This is a genomic window from Enterobacter cloacae complex sp. 342H5 (genome assembly GCF_050030905.1).
Classification (GTDB): domain Bacteria; phylum Pseudomonadota; class Gammaproteobacteria; order Enterobacterales; family Enterobacteriaceae; genus Enterobacter; species Enterobacter intestinihominis.
In genome coordinates this window covers 1,228,160-1,245,641 of record NZ_JBLGVB010000001.1, presented here as the reverse complement: position 1 = coordinate 1,245,641, position 17,482 = coordinate 1,228,160, and the positions used below count along the sequence as shown (strand labels likewise).

The following is a 17,482-nucleotide window of genomic DNA, read 5'->3' as shown; positions in this document are numbered from 1 at the left end:
GCTCCTTAATTCAGTATCTGAACGGCAGCGCCAGGCTGCACGCGCTGCGCACCGTCAGTAATTGCTCGCTCACCGGGCTTAACGCCGGAGGCAATCTGGAACTGCTGGCCCATCTGCCCGGCGACCTTCAGCGGACGCATTTCGGCTTTATCCTCGGCGTTAACCACCCAGGCGAAGAACCCGTCGCCATTCTGCTGTACGGCAGCGGCGGGCAGGGTCAGCACCGGTAGCTCGCTTGCCGGACGCAGGTAGACGTTCACATTGCCGCCGGGCAGCAGCTGATGGCGCGGGTTGGCGAACTCGGCGCGCAGCATCACGCTGGCGGTACGCGGGTCGATGCGGTTGTCCACGGAGGTGAGTTCCCCGCTGACGCGCTGGCCGTTGCTGTCAATCAGCGCCTGCCAGGCCTGTTTCATGGCGCTGATATCCGCATGCTGTCCGGCTTTGGTGGCAAACGCGCCCTCTTCCAGCGCAAAGGCGATGCGGATCGGATCGAGCTGGACCACCTCCACCAGCACACCGCTGGCAGGATCCACCAGGCTGCCGACGTGAAAGTTGCTGTGCCCCACGCGTCCGTCAATCGGTGAGGTAATGCGCGTGTAGTTGAGGGTGACGCTGCGGGTGTCGAGACGGGCTTTCGCCTGCTCCAGCGCGGCGCTGGCAACGTCGCGCTGCATGCGGGCGTTGTCCACATCGTGGCGGCTGATGGCGTTGCTGCTGCCCAGGCTTTCGAAGCGGGACAGCTGCTGCTGCGCCTGACGCAGCGTGGCTTCGGCGCTTTTCACTTCGGCCTGCGCCAGGCGCAGGGCGGCGCGCGGCTCGGCGTCGTCCAGCTCGAACAGCACGTCACCTTTTTTCACGTACTGGCCGTCGCGGAAGTGGATTTTGGTAATGACGCCTTCCGTACGCGCGCGCAGTTCAACGGTGTGAATCGCTTCGATGCGACCCGGGATCTGACGTTCGGCGGCGTGGGCGGTCTGCTCCACGGTGGCGACACGCACGGGAATGACTGCGGCGAATGCGGGCGGCAGGGTAGCGGCGAGGAGCGCGAACAGAAGTGGGAGTTTCATGGGAGTACCTCAGTATTTTCCCCTCACCCTAACCCTCTCCCCAAAGGGGAGAGGGAACTTGAACACCCTCTCCCCGTTGGGGAGAGGGCAGGATGAGGGATAAGGTTTTAGTTATGCAGCTTTACGGAACCTGCGGGTCAGTCGCTTCTCGATTTCGACGACGAAGAACATCACCCCCGCCACCGCCAGCGTCACGAACCAGTAGCGCAGCGGCAGCGCTTCGGTGCCGAACAGCATCTGCATAAACGGCAGGTAGATAATCGCCGCCTGGAGCAGGAACAGTACGCCCGTTACCAGCCAGATCCCTTTGTTCGCCAGCAGGCCGCGGTTCAGGGAGAACCCTTCGGTGTTGCGGCAGTTAATCATGTACACCCACTGGGCGCAGACCAGCATCTGGAGCAGCACGGTGCGGATGAACTCCGCGCTGTGCCCGCGCGGGGCCAGCCAGGCTTCCAGCGCAAAGGCGGCGATGGCAATCATGGTGCCGACGAAAGCCACGCGCCATACGGCGTAGGCGTCCATCACGTGCTGCCCGGTCTGACGCGGCGGGCGGCGCATGATGTTGCGCTCGGCGGCCTCGAAGGCCAGGCCGAAGGAGAGCGTGGCGGAGGTCGCCATGTTCATCCACAGGATCAGCACCGGCGTCAGCGGAATGATGTTCCCCGCCAGCAGCGCAATCACAATCAGTAGCCCCTGCGCCAGGTTGGTCGGCATGATGAACAGAATGGTCTTCTTCAGGTTGTCGTAAACGCGACGCCCCTCTTTCACCGCGCTGGCGATGGTGGCGAAGTTATCGTCCGTCAGGACCATGTCCGCCGCCTCTTTGGTGACTTCCGTGCCTTTGATGCCCATCGCAATACCCACATCCGCCTGACGCAGCGCTGGCGCATCGTTCACGCCGTCACCGGTCATACCGACGATTTCGCCTTTGTCCTGTAACGCTTTCACCAGGCGCAGCTTATGCTCCGGGCTGGTACGGGCGAAGATGTCATACTTCACCGCCGCTTCGGCCAGCTCGGCGTCGTCCATCTTCTCCAGCTCATAGCCGGTGACCGCCTGCTCGCTGTTAGTGATCCCCAGCATCTGGCCTATGCTCATCGCCGTCTGCGGGTGATCCCCGGTGATCATCTTCACGCGGATCCCCGCCTGCTGGCAGGCGTTAATCGCCTCAATCGCTTCCGGACGCGGCGGATCCATCATCCCGGCAATGCCGAGGAAGATCAGGCCGTGGCTCAGGTCGTCGTGAGTCAGTGCCTGCTCACCGTTCGCTGGCCTGAACGCCGCGGCGACCATGCGCAGCCCCTGACGCGCATAGCGCTCCATCTCCGTTTCCCAGTACGCGCGGTCAAAGGCTTGCGCACCGTTGCGGGTCTGCTGCTGCTCACACAGGGCGAAAATCACGTCCGGCGCGCCGGTGATCAAAATCTGCTCCTCACCGCCAATCTGGTAGTGGGTGCTCATGTACTTGTACTGCGAGTCGAACGGGATCTTGTTGACCAGGGTGGTCTCGACCGGTGCGAGGTGGGCTTTTGCCGCCAGCACCTTCAGCGCGCCCTCGGTCGGGCCGCCGGTGATGCCCCACAGGCCGCGCTCGTCCTGAATCAGCTGGCTGTCGTTACACAGGTCGATGGTGCGCAGGTACTGCTCCAGCACGGTGCCCGGCTGGATCTGCACCGGCTCGTCGCTGCCTTCGAGGTAGAGGTTGCCCACCGGCTCGTAGCTGTTGCCGTCCACGCGATAGCACGTATCGGCGGTAATGATGGCTTTCACCGTCATCTCGTTCATGGTCAGGGTGCCGGTTTTATCCGAGCAGACCACGGTCATCGCGCCCAGGGTTTCAACCGTCGGCAGCTTGCGGATAATCGCCCGCTTACGCGCCATCGCCTGTACGCCCAGAGAGAGGATGATGGAGATAATCGCCGGCAGACCTTCCGGTACGGAGGCTACCGCCAGGCTAATCAGGGAGAGCAGCAGCTCGCCCATCGGGATCTCGCGGAACACCAGGCTGAAGACAAACAGCGCGGCCATCATCGCCAGAATGATGGCGAAAATCGCTTTGCCCAGCTTGTCCATCTGCACCAGCAGCGGGGTGCGGTGCTTTTCAATGCCCGCCATCATCTGGTTGATGTGGCCGAGCTCCGTATCCTTACCGGTCGCGGTGACCAGGCCAACGCCACCGCCCGCGCTTACGGTCGTCCCGGAGAAGACCATATTGGTGCGGTCGCCCAGCGGCAATTCACCGCTCAGCGGATTAATGTGTTTATCCACCACGGTGGATTCGCCGGTCAGAATTGCCTCTTCCACGCGTAAATTATGCGCTTCTATTAAGCGCATATCCGCCGGAATACGATCTCCTGCGCGCAACACAATAATATCGCCCGGGACGATTTCCGTCGTCGGGATGGTTTCATGGTTACCATTACGAATTACGCGCGCCTCGCTGGAGAGCATATTGCGAATACTCTTCAGGGATTTTTCTGCGTTACTTTCCTGAATGTGGCCAATTAAGGCATTGATTACCGCCACACCCAGGATAACCAGCGTATCAACCCAGTGTCCCATTACAGCCGTTAATACGGCGGCAGCCAGCAGGACGTAAATCAGGACATCGTTAAAATGCGCGAGAAAACGCAGCCAGCCCGGCTTGCCTTTTTTCTCCGGCAGCGCGTTCGGGCCATGCTTCTGCAAACGTGCCTGCGCCTCGGTGCGGTCCAGGCCATTCGCCTGGCTCTGCGCCTGAGCAAGCACCTGCTCTACGGTCTGCTGGTACGCCTGCCCGCCTGCGGGTGGCATATTCTGCGAGAAATTTTTTTTGGTCATGGTATTTTTCCTTCAATATCCGGTGGACGGAAGCCGGAATTCCTTTCTGGCTTTAAATAATTCATTTTTAAGTCTTGCGGGTTAAATTGATCTACCGCAATATATTGACTATCCGGTTATTCAAAACTGATTAAAATTATTTCGACGCGTTGATTTTTACAAAATATTTCTAAACCAACACTAAACGAGGAGGAAGCATGTTTGGTATTTATCGCGGGCGGCGCCTGGCGTTATACATTGTCGCAGCCATTGTTATTGCGACGTTAATTGGATATAGCACCTATAGCTTTGTAAAATTATTTTCGTGAAAAAGACGTTTATTTACATTACGCGATATTAATTTAATCGCCCCGGAAATATTATCTATTTTCCGTTATTAACTCGCAGAATAACGGTGGCCTTTCACTCAATTTTGCCAGTGGGGATGATATTGCTTTACGTTTCAGGATGCCGGACAATGACATTTTTAACTCACGATTAACATTAAGATGAAACACCCGTTAGAATCGCTGCTCACCGCAGGGGGCATTTTGCTGATGGCCCTGCTCTCGTGTCTGCTGTTACCTGCGCCGTCGCTGGGTCTGGTGCTGGCGCAGAAACTGGTTCAGACCTTTCATATGGTCGATCTGAATCAGCTGTACACCATTCTGTTCTGTCTGTGGTTTTTGGTGCTCGGCGCCATCGAATTCTTTATCCTGCGTTTCATCTGGCGCCGCTGGTTTTCACTGGCGTCGTAAGCCAGTAAGATCGCGCATCCCGTGGATCAGTGCTTCACACCAGGCCGCGTAGTCGTGGCCGCTGGATGAGGGGTGGAAGCTGACGCGATAGCCTTTTTCCTTCAGCACCTGTTCAAAATCCTGCGTGGTGCGATAAATGCCGCCGCCCGGCCCCGTGGTTTCAAACTTTCCGGCCTGTAACCAGAAGCGCACCGGATACGGCGGCGACTGCTGGTACTGACGCGTCAGCCAGCCGGGGGCGTCACCTTTCGGCGCCCACCAGTAGGAGCCGGAAAGGCTCAGCACGTTGCCAAACAGGCGCGGATAGCGCAGCGCCACCCATGACGAGGCAATTCCCCCGTAGCTCGACCCCGCCAGCACCGTTTTCTGCCGCTGCATCGCGATGCCCAGCCCGCGCAGCCACGGCAGCAGCTCGTGCGCCATAAAGTCAGCAAATTCCGGGTTCGGCGGCAGCTCGTTGCCGCGACGGGCGTGATCGAGGCTGTCGATAAACACCACGTTAATCGGTGGCAGGTGATGCCGGGCAATCAGACCGTCCAGCACGTTGGCAAAATGGTATTCGTCCTGATAAATCTGCCCGTCGAACAGAATTAACGTCCAGCGTGCGGGCTGTGCGCCGCGCGGTTTGTAGATCATCACGTCGCGGGCGTTGCCGAGGATGTGGCTGGAAAAACTCTGACGGCTCAACGTCCCGTGCACCAGCGGCTTTGCCGTGGCCTGAACGGAGCAGTAGCGCGCCGGGCTGAGATCGAGCAGCGAGTAACGGTTCCATCGATCCGCCTTCTGCTCCCCAAAGGTGTTCGGGTTAAGCGGATCGGCCTGTGCGCTCACCAGGATGGCGCGGCGTTGATCGCGGGCAGAGCCTTCAACGATCGGCACATCGGGGGCGAGCTTATATTGCATCACCGTATCAGCGGGGACCACGTAGCTGCGGAACCAGACGTCGCTGTTGCCCAGGCGGAACAGCGGATCGTGATCCCCCGCCGGAGAGCCGAGAATGAAGACGTTATCCCGCGCGCCGCGCCACAGAAAGGTCACGCGCTTATGGTTCGCATCTACCGGTTCCACCATTGGCGTTCCCTGTCGACGCTGCGCCTGCCAGAACGCCTCGGTACTTCCACCGGCAGAAATGACGTTTGCCAGCGCCTTTAGCGTCGGGCTTTCTGGCGCCAGCATCTGCACGCGTGGTAACGGAGAGGTCTCTTTCATCCGCCACTGAAAACGCCACGGCTTACCGGCTTCGCCGTGTAGCACCAGCGAGGTGTTCTGTTTCACCGGCAGGGCAAACAGCAGCGTGTGTTCCCCGTCCGCAGGACCATTTTCGATCAGCGTGCGAATGCGGCGGTTTTGCCCATCCAGCAGGCGCGCATCCGTCACGCCATTCAGCGTGGCGGAAACGTAATTTTCACCCAGTTCAGGCAGGGAGAAGCAGACTTCGCCGCTGGCATCAAACTTTCCCTGAACATCGCCCTGCCGGGACGACTGCTCGCACGTTGCCGCCACGGCGGGCAGCGCGCCGATCCCCAACAGCAACCCACTCCATACCCTCTTCATTACCGCTTGTTCCCCAACGAAATTTGCTAATAACGCTAATGCAAATGGTAATAATTTGCAATATCATCAACGGCGATTTACCGGTGTTTTTATGGCGATAGCAACCAAGGACGTTCAATAAAAATGTTTAAAAATAATAAGATAATGTATCTCTGGCTGATGAGTCTGGCGACGACCAGCGTCGCGGCTCATGCAGAAATGAAAGAAGAAACGATTACGGTGACGCAGGGCGTGAGTGAAGAGCCCACTGCGCCCGTAAAAGGCATTGTGGCGACGAAAACGCTCTCCGCCACCAAGACCAGCGCGGAGATTGTGAAGACGCCGCAGTCGGTATCGGTGATCACCCGCGATCAAATGAACATGCAGGACGTCACATCCGTTTCGCAGGCGCTGCGCTACTCGGCGGGCGTGTTTACCGAATACCGGGGCTCGTCTAACCGTAACGACGAGGTGTTTGTGCGCGGTTTTAGCTACGTGCCAAAATTCCTCGACGGCTTAAGCTTTGGCGCAACGGCCTCATCACAGACGGGCACAGTTGACCCGTGGCTGCTGGAGCGCGTGGAGCTGGTGCGCGGCCCGGCGTCGGTCCTGTTTGGTCAGGTGAATCCTGGCGGGTTAATCAGCATGACCAGCAAGCGCCCGACGGCGGAGGCCATTCACAACGTGCAGTTCCGCACCGGCAATAACGATCTCGCCGAAGGTGCGTTTGATTTCGGCGGCAGGCTGAGCGACGACGGCCGCGTACTGTATCGCGTGAACGGTATCGCCCGTACGCAGCATAATCAGGTGGGCGATTATAAAGAGACGCGGATGGCGATCGCCCCGGCGATCACCTGGTATCCGAACGATCAGACCCGCTTTACGCTGCTGACCAGCTACCAGAAAGATCCGGATGCCGGATACCGCAACTTCCTGCCCGCGTATGGCACGGTGAAAAGCGTCGACGGGAAGTACATCCCGCGCGACTTTAACGTCAGCGATCCGAATTACAATCAGTCCTGGCGCGAGCAGACGATGATTGGCTACGAGCTGGAACACCAGTTCGCCGACAACCTCACCTTCCGCCAGAACGCCCGTTACGCCACCATCAAGCAGAAATACCGTTATCTGGTTTACGCCAACAGCGCGGCCAACAGCACGGTGTTGACCCGTCGCGCCCAGCGTGAAGAGCGCACGACCAATGAATTTGGCCTCGATAACCAGCTGGAATATCTGCTGGAGACCGGGAGCGTCAGCCATACCCTGCTCGGCGGGTTTGATTACAAGACCAGCAAGGATAAACAGCTGCTGGCGCGCGGGAGCGGCTCACAGTATGACCTCGACTGGACAACCCCGGTTTACGGCGTGAACGTGGATGAAAGCACCTTCAAAACGGCCTCCGACGAGCAGCAAAATCTCGACCAGATGGGGCTGTATCTTCAGGATCAGATGAGCTGGAACAACTGGGAGTGGCTGGTTTCCGGGCGCTACGACTGGAGCGAAGTGCGTACCAACGACTTCACCGATAATAGCTTTACGCAGCAGAACGACAGCAAATTTACCTGGCGCACTGGCCTGCTGTACGCGTTCGATTTTGGTCTCTCGCCGTACATCAGCTACAGCACGTCGTTTGAGCCGAACCTGCAAACCAACCGTGCGCCGGGCGTCGCGCCATTCAGGCCAACTACCGGGGAGCAGACCGAGATTGGCCTGAAATATCAGCCGGTCGACACCACGCTGATGACTCTCGCGCTGTACGATTTAACTCAGGACAACGTAGCGACCTATAACAGCGCTGAAGGCTGGTTCGAAAATGCGGGCAAGGTGCGTTCGAAAGGCGCTGAAGCGGAAATCCACGCCACGCTGATGGATAACATCAACCTGATTGGCTCCTACACTTATACCGATGCAAAAACCGAAAGCACCACGGTGGCGGGAACAGAAGGCAAAACGCCTGCGCGCATTCCAGCGCATATGGCATCGGCGTTCGCCAGCTATACCGTTCCGGGCGGCGTGCTGAAGAGCCTGACCGCTGGCGTGGGGATGCGCTACATCGGCACCAGCTACGGCGATGCGAAGAACACCTTTAAGGTGCCATCGGTGGATCTGTATGACGCGATGCTGCGCTACGATCTGGGCGAGATGAACCGCAGCCTGAAAGGGGCAAGCGTGCAGTTCAACGTCAATAACGTGGCGGACACGAAGTATGTGGCGTCATGCGCAAGCGATACGGCGTGCTTCTACGGGATTGGCCGGACGGTGACGGCGACGGTGAATTATCGGTGGTAAGGGATTTGTAGGCCCGGTAAGCGCAGCGCCACCGGGCAATTACGGGCACCGAGCCCACAAAAAAGCCGGGTGGCGGCTACGCCTTACCCGGCCTACACGCGACATGTTAATGTGTCTGGCTATGGTTCTCTTTGCGGTACGCCCCGGGCGGCTGGTTGAAGGTGCGGGTAAAGATGCGGGTAAACGTCTGCTGCGAGTCAAACCCGTAGCGCAGGCAGATATCGTACACGCGCTCGTCTGACTCACGCAGATCGCGCGCCGCCATCAGCAGCTTGCGTTCGCGGATGTAGCGCCCCAGACTTTCGCCTTTGTACTGCATAAACAGCCGCTGTAAATGCCATTTTGAGTAACCCGCATGGCGGGCAATCTCTTCGATGCGTAACGGCTGGTGTAGGTTGTCATCAATCCATTCGACAATCGTATCAATGACCTGAGCGGAAATCGTCATACTGCTCTCCCCCTCTGCTTCTCGCTTAAACATTATTCCCACCACTCGCGAAATTGTTGCGTGGTATCACTCACCCGCACGGGCTCGCCCAGCTCCGGTGTCAGCAGCCGGTAGTTTTTATCCTTGCTGGCTTTCGCCAGCTGGATCAGTGGATCGTTCCAGGTATGTTTCGCCAGCACAAAACGCCCGTTATGTCCCGGTACGACCGCTCTGGCATTGAGATCTGCCGAGGCCTGCGCCGTTTCCGCCGGATGCATATGGATGTACTTCCAGTCCTGGTCGTACTGGCCGTTTTCCATAATGGCTAAGTCCACTCCGCCAAACTGCTCGCCAATCGCTTTGAAGTGCGGGCCATAACCGGAGTCTCCGCTGTAGTAGACCTTCTGCTCCGGAGAGACAAACATAAAGCTGCCCCACAGGGTCTGGTTACGCTTAATGCCGCGCCCGGAAAAATGGCGCGCCGGCAACACGTGAACCGTCAGCGCATCGCTGATACGTACCGACTGGTTCCAGTCCCGCTCGTCGATAATCTCAGGGTTCATCCCCCAGTAGCGCAGATGCGAACCCACGCCCAGCGGGGTGACCACGCGCTTAACCTTCGGCAGCAGCGCCTTGATGGTGGCGTAATCCAGATGATCATAGTGATCGTGGGAGATAATCAGCAGGTCGATCTCCGGCATGCTCTCCGCACGCCACGGGTACTCCCCCGCAAAGGCTTTATTGAGGAAGGAGAACGGTGCGGCGTAGTTACTCAGAACCGGATCGATCAGGATTCGTTGCCCCGCCAGCTGCATATACCAGGAGGAGTGGCCGAGCCACACCAGCGTGTCCTGTTCAGGCGACAGGCTCGCCAGATCGGTTTTCACCAGCGGCAGCGGCTGCGCAGGACGGGCGTTTTCGGTTTTACGGGTAAGAAACTGCCACCACGCCACCAGCATATTTTGTTGCCCGGTAAAGCCCGGCGTAGGGAGCGTGTTATGGAATTGCCCGTCGCGATAGTGCGGAGAGGCCTCCACTTCAGAGAGCTGCGCACCCTGCGGTGGCTGGCCAAATCCGGCATTCAGTACAAACGGTAAACTGGCAGCTGAAGCAATAATCATGACTAACACCACGCAGATGAATAGAGGCTTTTTCATTATCCTGACCCGCCAACGCGCCCTGTCCGATAGTTTGCGCGGGTTGAACTTGATTATGAGTGAGTAAGCACTCATTATAGATAGGATGATTACGCCGTCAAGAAGGTTTTCGATCTTTGACATTCCGCGTTGCAGCGTGGCAAAGCACGTGTTTCAATCAGGGTTTTTACAATTGACGGGAGGAAAAATTTAGTGGCACGTCCGAAGAGTGAAGATAAAAAACAGGCCTTACTGGAAGCAGCAACGGCTGCGTTTGCGCAGTCAGGTATTGCCGCCTCAACGGCGTTAATTGCCCGTAATGCGGGCGTCGCTGAAGGGACACTGTTTCGCTACTTTGCTACCAAAGACGATCTGCTGAATGCCCTCTATCTGCATCTGAAGCAGGATCTTTGCCAGACCATGCTGGCAAACCTCGATCGCACCATCACCCAGCCAAAAGAGCATACCCGTAATATCTGGAATAGCTATGTGGACTGGGGCATTCGTAACCCCCTGGCGCATGCGGCTATCCGCCAGATTGGCGTCAGTGAAAAGCTGAACATTGAAACCGAGCAGGCGGTGAAAGACATGTTCCCGGAAATACACGAACTGTGTCACCGCTCGGTGCGCCCGGTGTTTATGTCTGACGAGTTTAAGACCTTCGGTGATGCAATATTCTTATCGCTGGCTGAAACCACCATGGAGTTTGCCGCGCGCGATCCGTCCCGTGCCGTCGATTTTAAAGCGCTGGGCTTTGAAGCCATGTGGCGCGGGCTTGCTGAGGAAGAGAGCCATGGACAGTAAAGCCTTGCAGGAACATGCCAGACGCGTCGCGCTGGAAATGCCTTTTACCGAACATTGCTGGCCGTTTGGCCCGGAGTATGACGTGTTTAAGGTGGGCGGGAAAATTTTTATGCTGATGGCGACCGCTCACGGTCGGGCCCACGTCAGCCTGAAATCCGATCCGGAAAAATCGCTGCTCAATCAGCAGATCTACCGTGGCGTGGAGCCTGGCTACCATCTGAATAAAAAACACTGGATCTCCCTTTATGGCACGGACGACATCACGCCTGAACTGGTCACCGACCTGATTACGGATTCGTGGAATCTGGTCGTTGATAAACTGCCGAAAAAAGATCAGAAGTGGATTCGGCCAGCCTGATTGTTCGTCTGAGACGAACAGAATAAGCGCTCGAATCGCACTTATCTTTTCCCGCTTCGCGCGGTAATCTGCTTTCCTTTCACGCCCGCCCGCGGGCGAATTTCATCACCAGGAGTTGTTATGGATATTATTTCTGTCGCCCTGAAACGCCACTCTACCAAGGCGTTCGACCCAGCCAAAAAACTGACCGCAGAAGAAGCGGAAAAAATCAAAACGCTGCTGCAATACAGCCCGTCCAGCACCAACTCCCAGCCGTGGCACTTTATTGTTGCCAGCACTGAAGAGGGTAAAGCGCGCGTGGCAAAATCCGCGGCGGGCACCTATGTGTTTAACGAACGCAAAATGCTGGATGCCTCTCACGTGGTGGTGTTCTGCGCGAAAACCGCGATGGACGATGCCTGGCTTGAGCGCGTCGTCGATCAGGAAGAGGCTGACGGCCGTTTCGCCACGCCAGAAGCAAAAGCCGCGAACCACAAAGGCCGGTGCTATTTTGCCGACATGCACCGCGTGGATCTGAAAGATGACGACCAGTGGATGGCGAAGCAGGTTTACCTGAACGTCGGCAACTTCCTGCTGGGCGTGGCCGCGATGGGCCTGGACGCAGTGCCGATTGAAGGCTTCGATGCCGCAATCCTCGACGAAGAGTTCGGCCTGAAAGAGAAAGGCTTCACCAGCCTGGTGGTGGTGCCGGTTGGGCATCACAGCGTTGAGGATTTCAATGCCACGCTGCCGAAGTCTCGCCTGCCGCTGAGCACGATTGTGACTGAATGCTAATGAAAATGGGCCGCTGCATGCGGCCCGTTACGCTTTACTGATGACAAGCCTGCGATGCGGATGGACCTCACGATCGTTTCCCCAGGCAAAAGCAATCCAGCGCTCTTCCAGCTCAGCGTAGGAATTTACGGGCGTTAACGTCCACTCTTCTCCCACCGTACCGTCCGCCACGCTAATGCGATAGTTCATGGTAAACGCCCAGTCGATCATGCGCAGCCAGAACCGTTGCCCGTCTCCCGTTTGTTCGCTGTCAGAGACAACGATGTCGTATTCGCTTAGCACCCACTGAAAAAAGAGTTGTGGCAACCCGCTTATCACGCGTTGATGAACGGCACGTGGCGTACGCCACACCATCACCTGCGTGGCGGCACCGTGGGGAAAGGTAATTTCTTTATGAAATTTAAGCTTTACGGCATACGCCGTATAAGGTTTGCCGTCATCGGTGGTCACGAGACGATATTCATCACCATAACGCGATTTCAGGAGCCGGTATCCCACAGGCAGCAGAAACCCCGGCAGATGAAAATCCGCCGTACCTCGTGCCAGGAACGCTTCGGTGTGTTCGACGTTTCGGGAGATAAGGCCGAGTTTTTGGCTGAAGTCTGCGGAATCAATCATCAGTGGCGACATTTGTTGTTTCTCATGGCGTGAGTATAGTCGACTTAATCCCTCATCGAAATGATGTCGATTCAGTCGGTTGGTTTAAGTTAAACGCCACCTTATACCTGTCTCATCCGCTTAGCAGAGCCAGCTCTTATTCCCTGAAAGCCCCTCGCAAAAAATTATTTCCCCTGCGCCTCCAGCCATGCCATCGCCCTCTCACCCGCCTCGTCCACCGGTAAATAGACCAGCAGCCGCGATCCGTTTCGCGGCGCAGAGTACCAGTACATCTGCTGGAGATGAAAATCCCCCAGCTCGGGATGGGTGAACAGCTTGAGCTGGTTCTCCACGCCGCGCACGTCGTTACGCTGGTGCCACAGGGTTTTGAACTCCTCAGACACCGCAAAAAAACGCGCCAGCTTCGCTTCCCAGAGCGGGTCGCCACGGTGCTCAGCCATTGCCGCGCGGAAGTAGGAGACGAAAATCGGCAGCACGTCGTCACGTTTGCCGAGCCGCGCGCGCCACGCCGGATGGGTGAGGAACAGGTAAATACAGTTGCGATCTTCCGGCGGGATAGCGTTGAAATCGACGCCCATCAGGTGTCCGAAGCTGTCGTTCCACGCCACGATATCGAAATTCGGTTTCTGAATACTGGCAGGCTTCGGCATCAGGGTATCCAGCAGGCGACGCGTGCCTTCGCTGATCCCCTCACAGCACACCGCCTGCGGGGCTTCGCCCGGCGGCAAACCGGCAAGCACAAAAAGATGCCGGGCTTCGGTCGGGGTGCATTGCAGCGCTTTTGCAATGGCGGCCATCACCGCGCTGGACGGATTGACGTCCCGGCCCTGTTCCAGCCAGGTGTACCAGGTCACACCGACATCCGCGAGCATCGCTACCTCCTCCCGGCGCAGGCCCGGCGTGCGGCGACGGCCGCTGCGCGGTAAGCCGAGCCGCTGCGGATCGAGGCTTTCGCGCCGGGCACGCAAAAACGCGCCCAGCTGCTTACGGGTGTCATCCTGGAGAGAGGTGACAGGTTCAGACATCAGCGCCATAACATCTCCTGCATGGTAGTGCCAGTACCAGTATAAGTAAGAACTGGTACCCGTTTATCAGATGGTTGATGCTACGACTCTACGCTGTTTGACGCAATGGAGTCACCATGAATACGTCAGTTGTTTCACCGGGTCGTGCGGGCCTGATATTGCTGTTAACCGGCCAGATGCTGCCGCTGATTGATACCTCGATCACCAACGTGGCGCTGGATTCCATCACCCATTCGTTACACGCCACCGCCACCGAACTGGAGCTGATCGTCGCCCTCTACGGCGTGGCCTTTGCCGTCTGCCTGGCCCCCGGCAGCAAGCTGGGCGATAACCTTGGCCGCCGTCGCTTGTTTATGTGGGGCGTGGCGAGTTTTGGCCTGGCCTCGCTGCTGTGCGGCATGGCGGGCAATATCGAACAGTTGCTTGCCGCGCGCATTATTCAGGGCGCGGGCGCCGCGCTGATCATGCCGCAAATTCTCGCGACGTTGCACGTGACGTTAAAAGGAACGGCACACGCCAAAGCGATCAGTCTGTTCGGCGGTATCGGCGGTATTGCGTTTATCGTCGGCCAGATGGGTGGCGGCTGGCTGGTGTCGGCGGACATCGCCGGGCTTGGCTGGCGTAACGCCTTCTTTATCAACGTGCCGATTTGTCTGGTGGTGCTGGCGTTGAGCCGTCGCTACGTACCGGAAACCCGCCGCGACACGCCGTCGCGCATTGACTGGACCGGGACTATCCTGCTGACGGCGATACTGTGCTGTCTGCTTTTCCCGATGGCGCTCGGCCCGCAGTGGCACTGGTCGTGGCCGCTGAAGGCCGCGCTGCTGGCGATTGTGCCGCTGGTCTATTTGATGGTGTTAAACGCGCGTAAGAAAGAGCGAGAAGATGCCCACCCGCTCATCGCGCCGCGCCTGTTGCAGCTGCGCAGCATCCGTTTTGGCGTGCTGATCGGGATACTCTTTTTCAGCGTCTGGTCCGGGTTTATGTTCTGTATGGCGCTGACCATGCAAAGCGGTCTGGGGATGGCGCCGTGGCAGTCCGGGAACAGCTTTATCGCGCTCGGCGTCACCTATTTTATTTCCGCCTGGTTCGCCCCACGCCTGATTGCCCGCTACAGCACCAGCGCCATCCTGCTGACCGGGCTTGCGATTCAGCTTGTCGGCCTGGTGGCGCTGATCGCCACGTTCCGTCACTGGGGAATGCAGAATACCGCGCTGACGTTGGCCCCGGCCACCGGGCTGGTGGGTTACGGGCAGGCGCTGATTGTAAACAGCTTCTACCGTATCGGGATGCGCGATATTCAGCCTGACGACGCGGGGTCCGCGAGCGCGATTTTAAGCACGCTGCAACAGGCTGCGCTGGGGCTTGGCCCGGCCATTTTCGTCGCGATTTTGCTGCACGGGCTGCAAAATCATCACGGAGATTACACCCAGGCAGTCAACGTCTTCCTGATGGTGGAAACGGCCATGATGGGGGTGCTGGCAGTGGCCACGCTGCGTATGCGCCATCGTCTGTGTTTACCGGTCGTCAAGGCCTGTCCGGCGACAAAATAAAACTGCCTGAATTTGCATAATAGATCCGCAGCCGCCATTATGGGGCTGCATCAATACAGGAGACGTTATGCAGGAATTAATTGCTCAGGTTGAAGAGTTAGGGATTGAAATTAATCACACCACCTCTTTAGTGATTATCTTTGGTATTATTTTTCTTACAGCCATTATCGTTCATTTTATTCTTCACAAAGTGGTGCTGCGCGCCTTCGAAAAACGCGCGCAGGCCAGCAGCCATTTATGGTTGCAGATCATTACGCAGAACAAGTTATTTCACCGTCTGGCGTTTACCCTCCAGGGGATAATCGTCAACGTTCAGGCGGTTCTGTGGCTGCAAAAAGGCAGCGAAGCGGCGGAAATGCTCACCACCTGCGCAAAATTGTGGGTGATGGTCTATGCCCTGCTCTCCTTCTTCTCGCTACTGGATGTGATTTTTAATCTGTCGCAGAAAATGGCCACCGCATCACAGCTGCCGCTGAAGGGGATATTCCAGGGCATCAAGCTGGTGAGCGCCATTCTGGTGGGAATATTAATTATCTCCCTTCTGATCGGTCAGTCACCCGCCATTCTGATAAGCGGCCTGGGTGCGATGGCTGCCGTTCTGATGCTGGTCTTTAAAGACCCGATACTGGGCTTAGTGGCCGGTATTCAGCTCTCCGCCAACGACATGCTGAAGCTCGGGGACTGGCTGGAGATGCCGAAATACGGGGCCAACGGCACGGTGACCGACATCGGCCTGACCACCGTTAAAGTGCGCAACTTCGATAACACCATCACCACCATCCCGACCTGGGCGCTGGTGTCCGACGCGTTCATCAACTGGAGCGGCATGTCAGCCTCCGGTGGTCGCCGCATCAAGCGTAGCCTGAATATCGATACCACCAGCATTCATTTCCTCGATGAGCAGGAGCAGCAGAAACTGATTCAGGCGAAACTACTGAAGCCGTATCTGGCCGCGCGTCACGAGGAAATTAACCTGTGGAATCAGCAGAACGGCGAAGGGGAATCGGTATTAAACCTGCGCAAGATGACCAATATCGGCACCTTCCGTGCCTATCTGAATGAATATCTGCGTAACCACCCGCGTATTCGTAAAGATATGACGCTGATGGTGCGCCAGCTCGCGCCCGATGCCAACGGGCTGCCGATTGAAATATATGCCTTTACCAACACGGTGATTTGGGCAGAATACGAAGATATTCAGGCCGACATCTTCGATCATATTTTCGCGGTGGTGGATGAATTTGGCCTGCGTATTCACCAGTCGCCAACCGGAAACGATATTCGCTCGCTGGCTGGCGTCATCGCCAGATAATCAGGTGCTGGCGCGGGAAATAAAGCGCCAGTCCATCATGACCCTTTCCGTGGGCGCATCCGGGTTGTCGATCTTATTTAACAGCAGATTGACCGCCTTGCGCCCGATATCCCGCGACGGTTGTTCAATGGTGGTGAGAGAAATCATCTCCGCCAGCTCGGTGCCGTCAAAACCCACCACCGCGATATCTTCTGGCACCCGCAGCCCTGCCTGCTGAATGGCGCGCAGCGCCCCCGCCGCCAGCGTATCGGAAACGGCAAACACCGCATCCGGCGGGTTTGCTTTTAACAGATTTTGCATCGCCGCCATGCCCGCACTGGAGCTGAGCTCACTGGCGTACTCCACCGCCTGATAGTCCAGATCCCGCAGGTGTATGACGCTCTTATAGCCGCGTTCGCGCAAACGGGCATATTTGTAGCTGAGGTCGTGGTTGATGAGCGCAATGCGTTTGCGGCCCTCGTCGGCAAGCTGGCTGACAACGTGCTGGGAGGCATCAACATCGTTAATCCCCACGCAGGAGACCGCGCCCGCATCGGCGTATTCGGCGCACTGCACCCACGGCGCGTTGCCAATCAGCGCGGCCAGCTCCGGCAGCTTCGAGAACGCATCCATGGTGATAATGCCATCGACGATTTTGCCGGAGAGCAGGCTTAAGCCCGAGCGGGAGCGCTCAATATCCGAGCCGGAGTTGCACAGCAGAATGCGGTAGCCGTTTTTCTCCGCCTCGGCTTCGATGCCCTTCACCACTTCGGCACAGAACGGGTTGGCGATGTTCGAGACCATCACCAGGATCATATAGCTGCGGGCGGTGCGCAGCTGACGCGCCAGCAGATTGGGCTGGTAGTTACTCTCCTGGATCGCCTGCAAAACGCGCTCGCGGTTTTTCGCCTTCACGGTATCGCTGTTATTCAGTACGCGAGAGACCGTTGCCACGGATACCCCGGCCAGTTGAGCGATTTTCTGAATTGACATAGCGACGATACATCCTGCGGTTAGCGTTTTGTGCAGGCTACCATAAATTGGTTG

The 17,482-nt window shown here is 57.5% G+C and carries 15 protein-coding genes; 7 read left to right on the top strand and 8 right to left on the bottom strand.

The annotated features are described in order from the left end of the window. Positions 1-5: 5 nt before the first annotated feature. Both ACQG03_RS06020 and ACQG03_RS06015 read right to left on the bottom strand, forming a co-directional pair. Positions 6-1,070, bottom strand: coding sequence for an efflux RND transporter periplasmic adaptor subunit (locus ACQG03_RS06020; protein WP_063163437.1), 1,065 nt, complete (start codon positions 1,068-1,070; stop codon positions 6-8). 111 nt (positions 1,071-1,181) lie between these two features. After that, positions 1,182-3,890, bottom strand: coding sequence for a cation-transporting P-type ATPase (locus tag ACQG03_RS06015; RefSeq protein ID WP_045307909.1), 2,709 nt, complete (start codon positions 3,888-3,890; stop codon positions 1,182-1,184). 488 nt (positions 3,891-4,378) lie between these two features. Here ACQG03_RS06015 and ACQG03_RS06010 point away from each other — a divergent pair, with 488 nt between their 5' ends. Further along, positions 4,379-4,627 carry a DUF1158 domain-containing protein gene (locus ACQG03_RS06010; RefSeq protein WP_003858875.1) on the top strand — a complete coding sequence of 83 codons (249 nt, stop codon included), beginning with the start codon at positions 4,379-4,381 and terminating at the stop codon, positions 4,625-4,627. Here the strand turns inward: ACQG03_RS06010 and ACQG03_RS06005 are convergent. After that, on the bottom strand, positions 4,613-6,181 hold the full coding sequence (locus tag ACQG03_RS06005; RefSeq protein ID WP_063149188.1) for an alpha/beta hydrolase-fold protein: 1,569 nt from the start codon (positions 6,179-6,181) through the stop codon (positions 4,613-4,615). The genes ACQG03_RS06010 and ACQG03_RS06005 overlap by 15 nt on opposite strands. Before the next feature lie 123 nt (positions 6,182-6,304). Here ACQG03_RS06005 and ACQG03_RS06000 point away from each other — a divergent pair, with 123 nt between their 5' ends. Beyond that, the gene (locus ACQG03_RS06000) at positions 6,305-8,449 is read left to right on the top strand and encodes a TonB-dependent siderophore receptor (protein WP_426726101.1); all 2,145 of its coding nucleotides are present in this window, start codon (positions 6,305-6,307) and stop codon (positions 8,447-8,449) included. A gap of 106 nt (positions 8,450-8,555) precedes the next feature. Here ACQG03_RS06000 and ACQG03_RS05995 read toward each other — a convergent pair whose 3' ends face one another. Then, positions 8,556-8,897, bottom strand: a complete 342-nt coding sequence (locus ACQG03_RS05995; protein ID WP_017694370.1) for a RamA family antibiotic efflux transcriptional regulator — start codon at positions 8,895-8,897, stop codon at positions 8,556-8,558. Positions 8,898-8,929: 32 nt separating this feature from the next. Then, the gene (locus tag ACQG03_RS05990; RefSeq protein WP_022647332.1) at positions 8,930-10,033 is read right to left on the bottom strand and encodes a RomA family MBL fold metallo-hydrolase; all 1,104 of its coding nucleotides are present in this window, start codon (positions 10,031-10,033) and stop codon (positions 8,930-8,932) included. 192 nt (positions 10,034-10,225) lie between these two features. On the opposite strand from ACQG03_RS05990, the gene ACQG03_RS05985 reads away from it, so the two are divergent. The 3 genes from ACQG03_RS05985 (at position 10,226) to nfsB (ending at position 11,948) form a co-directional block, all read left to right on the top strand. Then, positions 10,226-10,816, top strand: coding sequence for a TetR/AcrR family transcriptional regulator (locus ACQG03_RS05985; protein WP_023299509.1), 591 nt, complete (start codon positions 10,226-10,228; stop codon positions 10,814-10,816). Beyond that, on the top strand, positions 10,806-11,174 hold the full coding sequence (locus ACQG03_RS05980; protein WP_022647330.1) for an MmcQ/YjbR family DNA-binding protein: 369 nt from the start codon (positions 10,806-10,808) through the stop codon (positions 11,172-11,174). Before ACQG03_RS05985 ends, ACQG03_RS05980 begins: the two co-directional genes overlap by 11 nt. 120 nt (positions 11,175-11,294) lie before the next feature. Beyond that, entirely contained in the window at positions 11,295-11,948 is a 654-nt protein-coding gene (gene nfsB, locus ACQG03_RS05975) for an oxygen-insensitive NAD(P)H nitroreductase (RefSeq protein ID WP_003858884.1), read from the top strand. A gap of 27 nt (positions 11,949-11,975) precedes the next feature. Here nfsB and ACQG03_RS05970 read toward each other — a convergent pair whose 3' ends face one another. Both ACQG03_RS05970 and ACQG03_RS05965 read right to left on the bottom strand, forming a co-directional pair. Beyond that, positions 11,976-12,578, bottom strand: a complete 603-nt coding sequence (locus tag ACQG03_RS05970) for a hypothetical protein (protein ID WP_023299508.1) — start codon at positions 12,576-12,578, stop codon at positions 11,976-11,978. A gap of 152 nt (positions 12,579-12,730) precedes the next feature. After that, positions 12,731-13,600 carry a helix-turn-helix transcriptional regulator gene (locus ACQG03_RS05965; RefSeq protein ID WP_022647328.1) on the bottom strand — a complete coding sequence of 290 codons (870 nt, stop codon included), beginning with the start codon at positions 13,598-13,600 and terminating at the stop codon, positions 12,731-12,733. Positions 13,601-13,707: 107 nt separating this feature from the next. On the opposite strand from ACQG03_RS05965, the gene ACQG03_RS05960 reads away from it, so the two are divergent. Further along, positions 13,708-15,144, top strand: a complete 1,437-nt coding sequence (locus ACQG03_RS05960) for an MFS transporter (protein WP_426726100.1) — start codon at positions 13,708-13,710, stop codon at positions 15,142-15,144. Positions 15,145-15,211: 67 nt separating this feature from the next. Then, on the top strand, positions 15,212-16,456 hold the full coding sequence (locus ACQG03_RS05955) for a mechanosensitive ion channel family protein (protein WP_022647326.1): 1,245 nt from the start codon (positions 15,212-15,214) through the stop codon (positions 16,454-16,456). On the opposite strand, the gene ACQG03_RS05950 is transcribed toward ACQG03_RS05955, so the two are convergent. Continuing rightward, positions 16,457-17,428, bottom strand: coding sequence for a LacI family DNA-binding transcriptional regulator (locus ACQG03_RS05950; protein ID WP_022647325.1), 972 nt, complete (start codon positions 17,426-17,428; stop codon positions 16,457-16,459). Positions 17,429-17,482 lie beyond the last annotated feature (54 nt).

Bases quoted from the DNA above. Each gene is read 5' to 3' on its own strand.
- ACQG03_RS06020 (WP_063163437.1), bottom strand. From the start codon at position 1,070: ATGAAACTCCCACTTCTGTTCGCGCTCCTCGCCGCTACCCTGCCGCCC.
- ACQG03_RS06015 (WP_045307909.1), bottom strand. From the start codon at position 3,890: ATGACCAAAAAAAATTTCTCGCAGAATATGCCACCCGCAGGCGGGCAG.
- ACQG03_RS06010 (WP_003858875.1), top strand. From the start codon at position 4,379: ATGAAACACCCGTTAGAATCGCTGCTCACCGCAGGGGGCATTTTGCTG.
- ACQG03_RS06005 (WP_063149188.1), bottom strand. From the start codon at position 6,181: ATGAAGAGGGTATGGAGTGGGTTGCTGTTGGGGATCGGCGCGCTGCCC.
- ACQG03_RS06000 (WP_426726101.1), top strand. From the start codon at position 6,305: ATGTTTAAAAATAATAAGATAATGTATCTCTGGCTGATGAGTCTGGCG.
- ACQG03_RS05995 (WP_017694370.1), bottom strand. From the start codon at position 8,897: ATGACGATTTCCGCTCAGGTCATTGATACGATTGTCGAATGGATTGAT.
- ACQG03_RS05990 (WP_022647332.1), bottom strand. From the start codon at position 10,033: ATGAAAAAGCCTCTATTCATCTGCGTGGTGTTAGTCATGATTATTGCT.
- ACQG03_RS05980 (WP_022647330.1), top strand. From the start codon at position 10,806: ATGGACAGTAAAGCCTTGCAGGAACATGCCAGACGCGTCGCGCTGGAA.
- nfsB (WP_003858884.1), top strand. From the start codon at position 11,295: ATGGATATTATTTCTGTCGCCCTGAAACGCCACTCTACCAAGGCGTTC.
- ACQG03_RS05970 (WP_023299508.1), bottom strand. From the start codon at position 12,578: ATGTCGCCACTGATGATTGATTCCGCAGACTTCAGCCAAAAACTCGGC.
- ACQG03_RS05965 (WP_022647328.1), bottom strand. From the start codon at position 13,600: ATGGCGCTGATGTCTGAACCTGTCACCTCTCTCCAGGATGACACCCGT.
- ACQG03_RS05960 (WP_426726100.1), top strand. From the start codon at position 13,708: ATGAATACGTCAGTTGTTTCACCGGGTCGTGCGGGCCTGATATTGCTG.
- ACQG03_RS05955 (WP_022647326.1), top strand. From the start codon at position 15,212: ATGCAGGAATTAATTGCTCAGGTTGAAGAGTTAGGGATTGAAATTAAT.
- ACQG03_RS05950 (WP_022647325.1), bottom strand. From the start codon at position 17,428: ATGTCAATTCAGAAAATCGCTCAACTGGCCGGGGTATCCGTGGCAACG.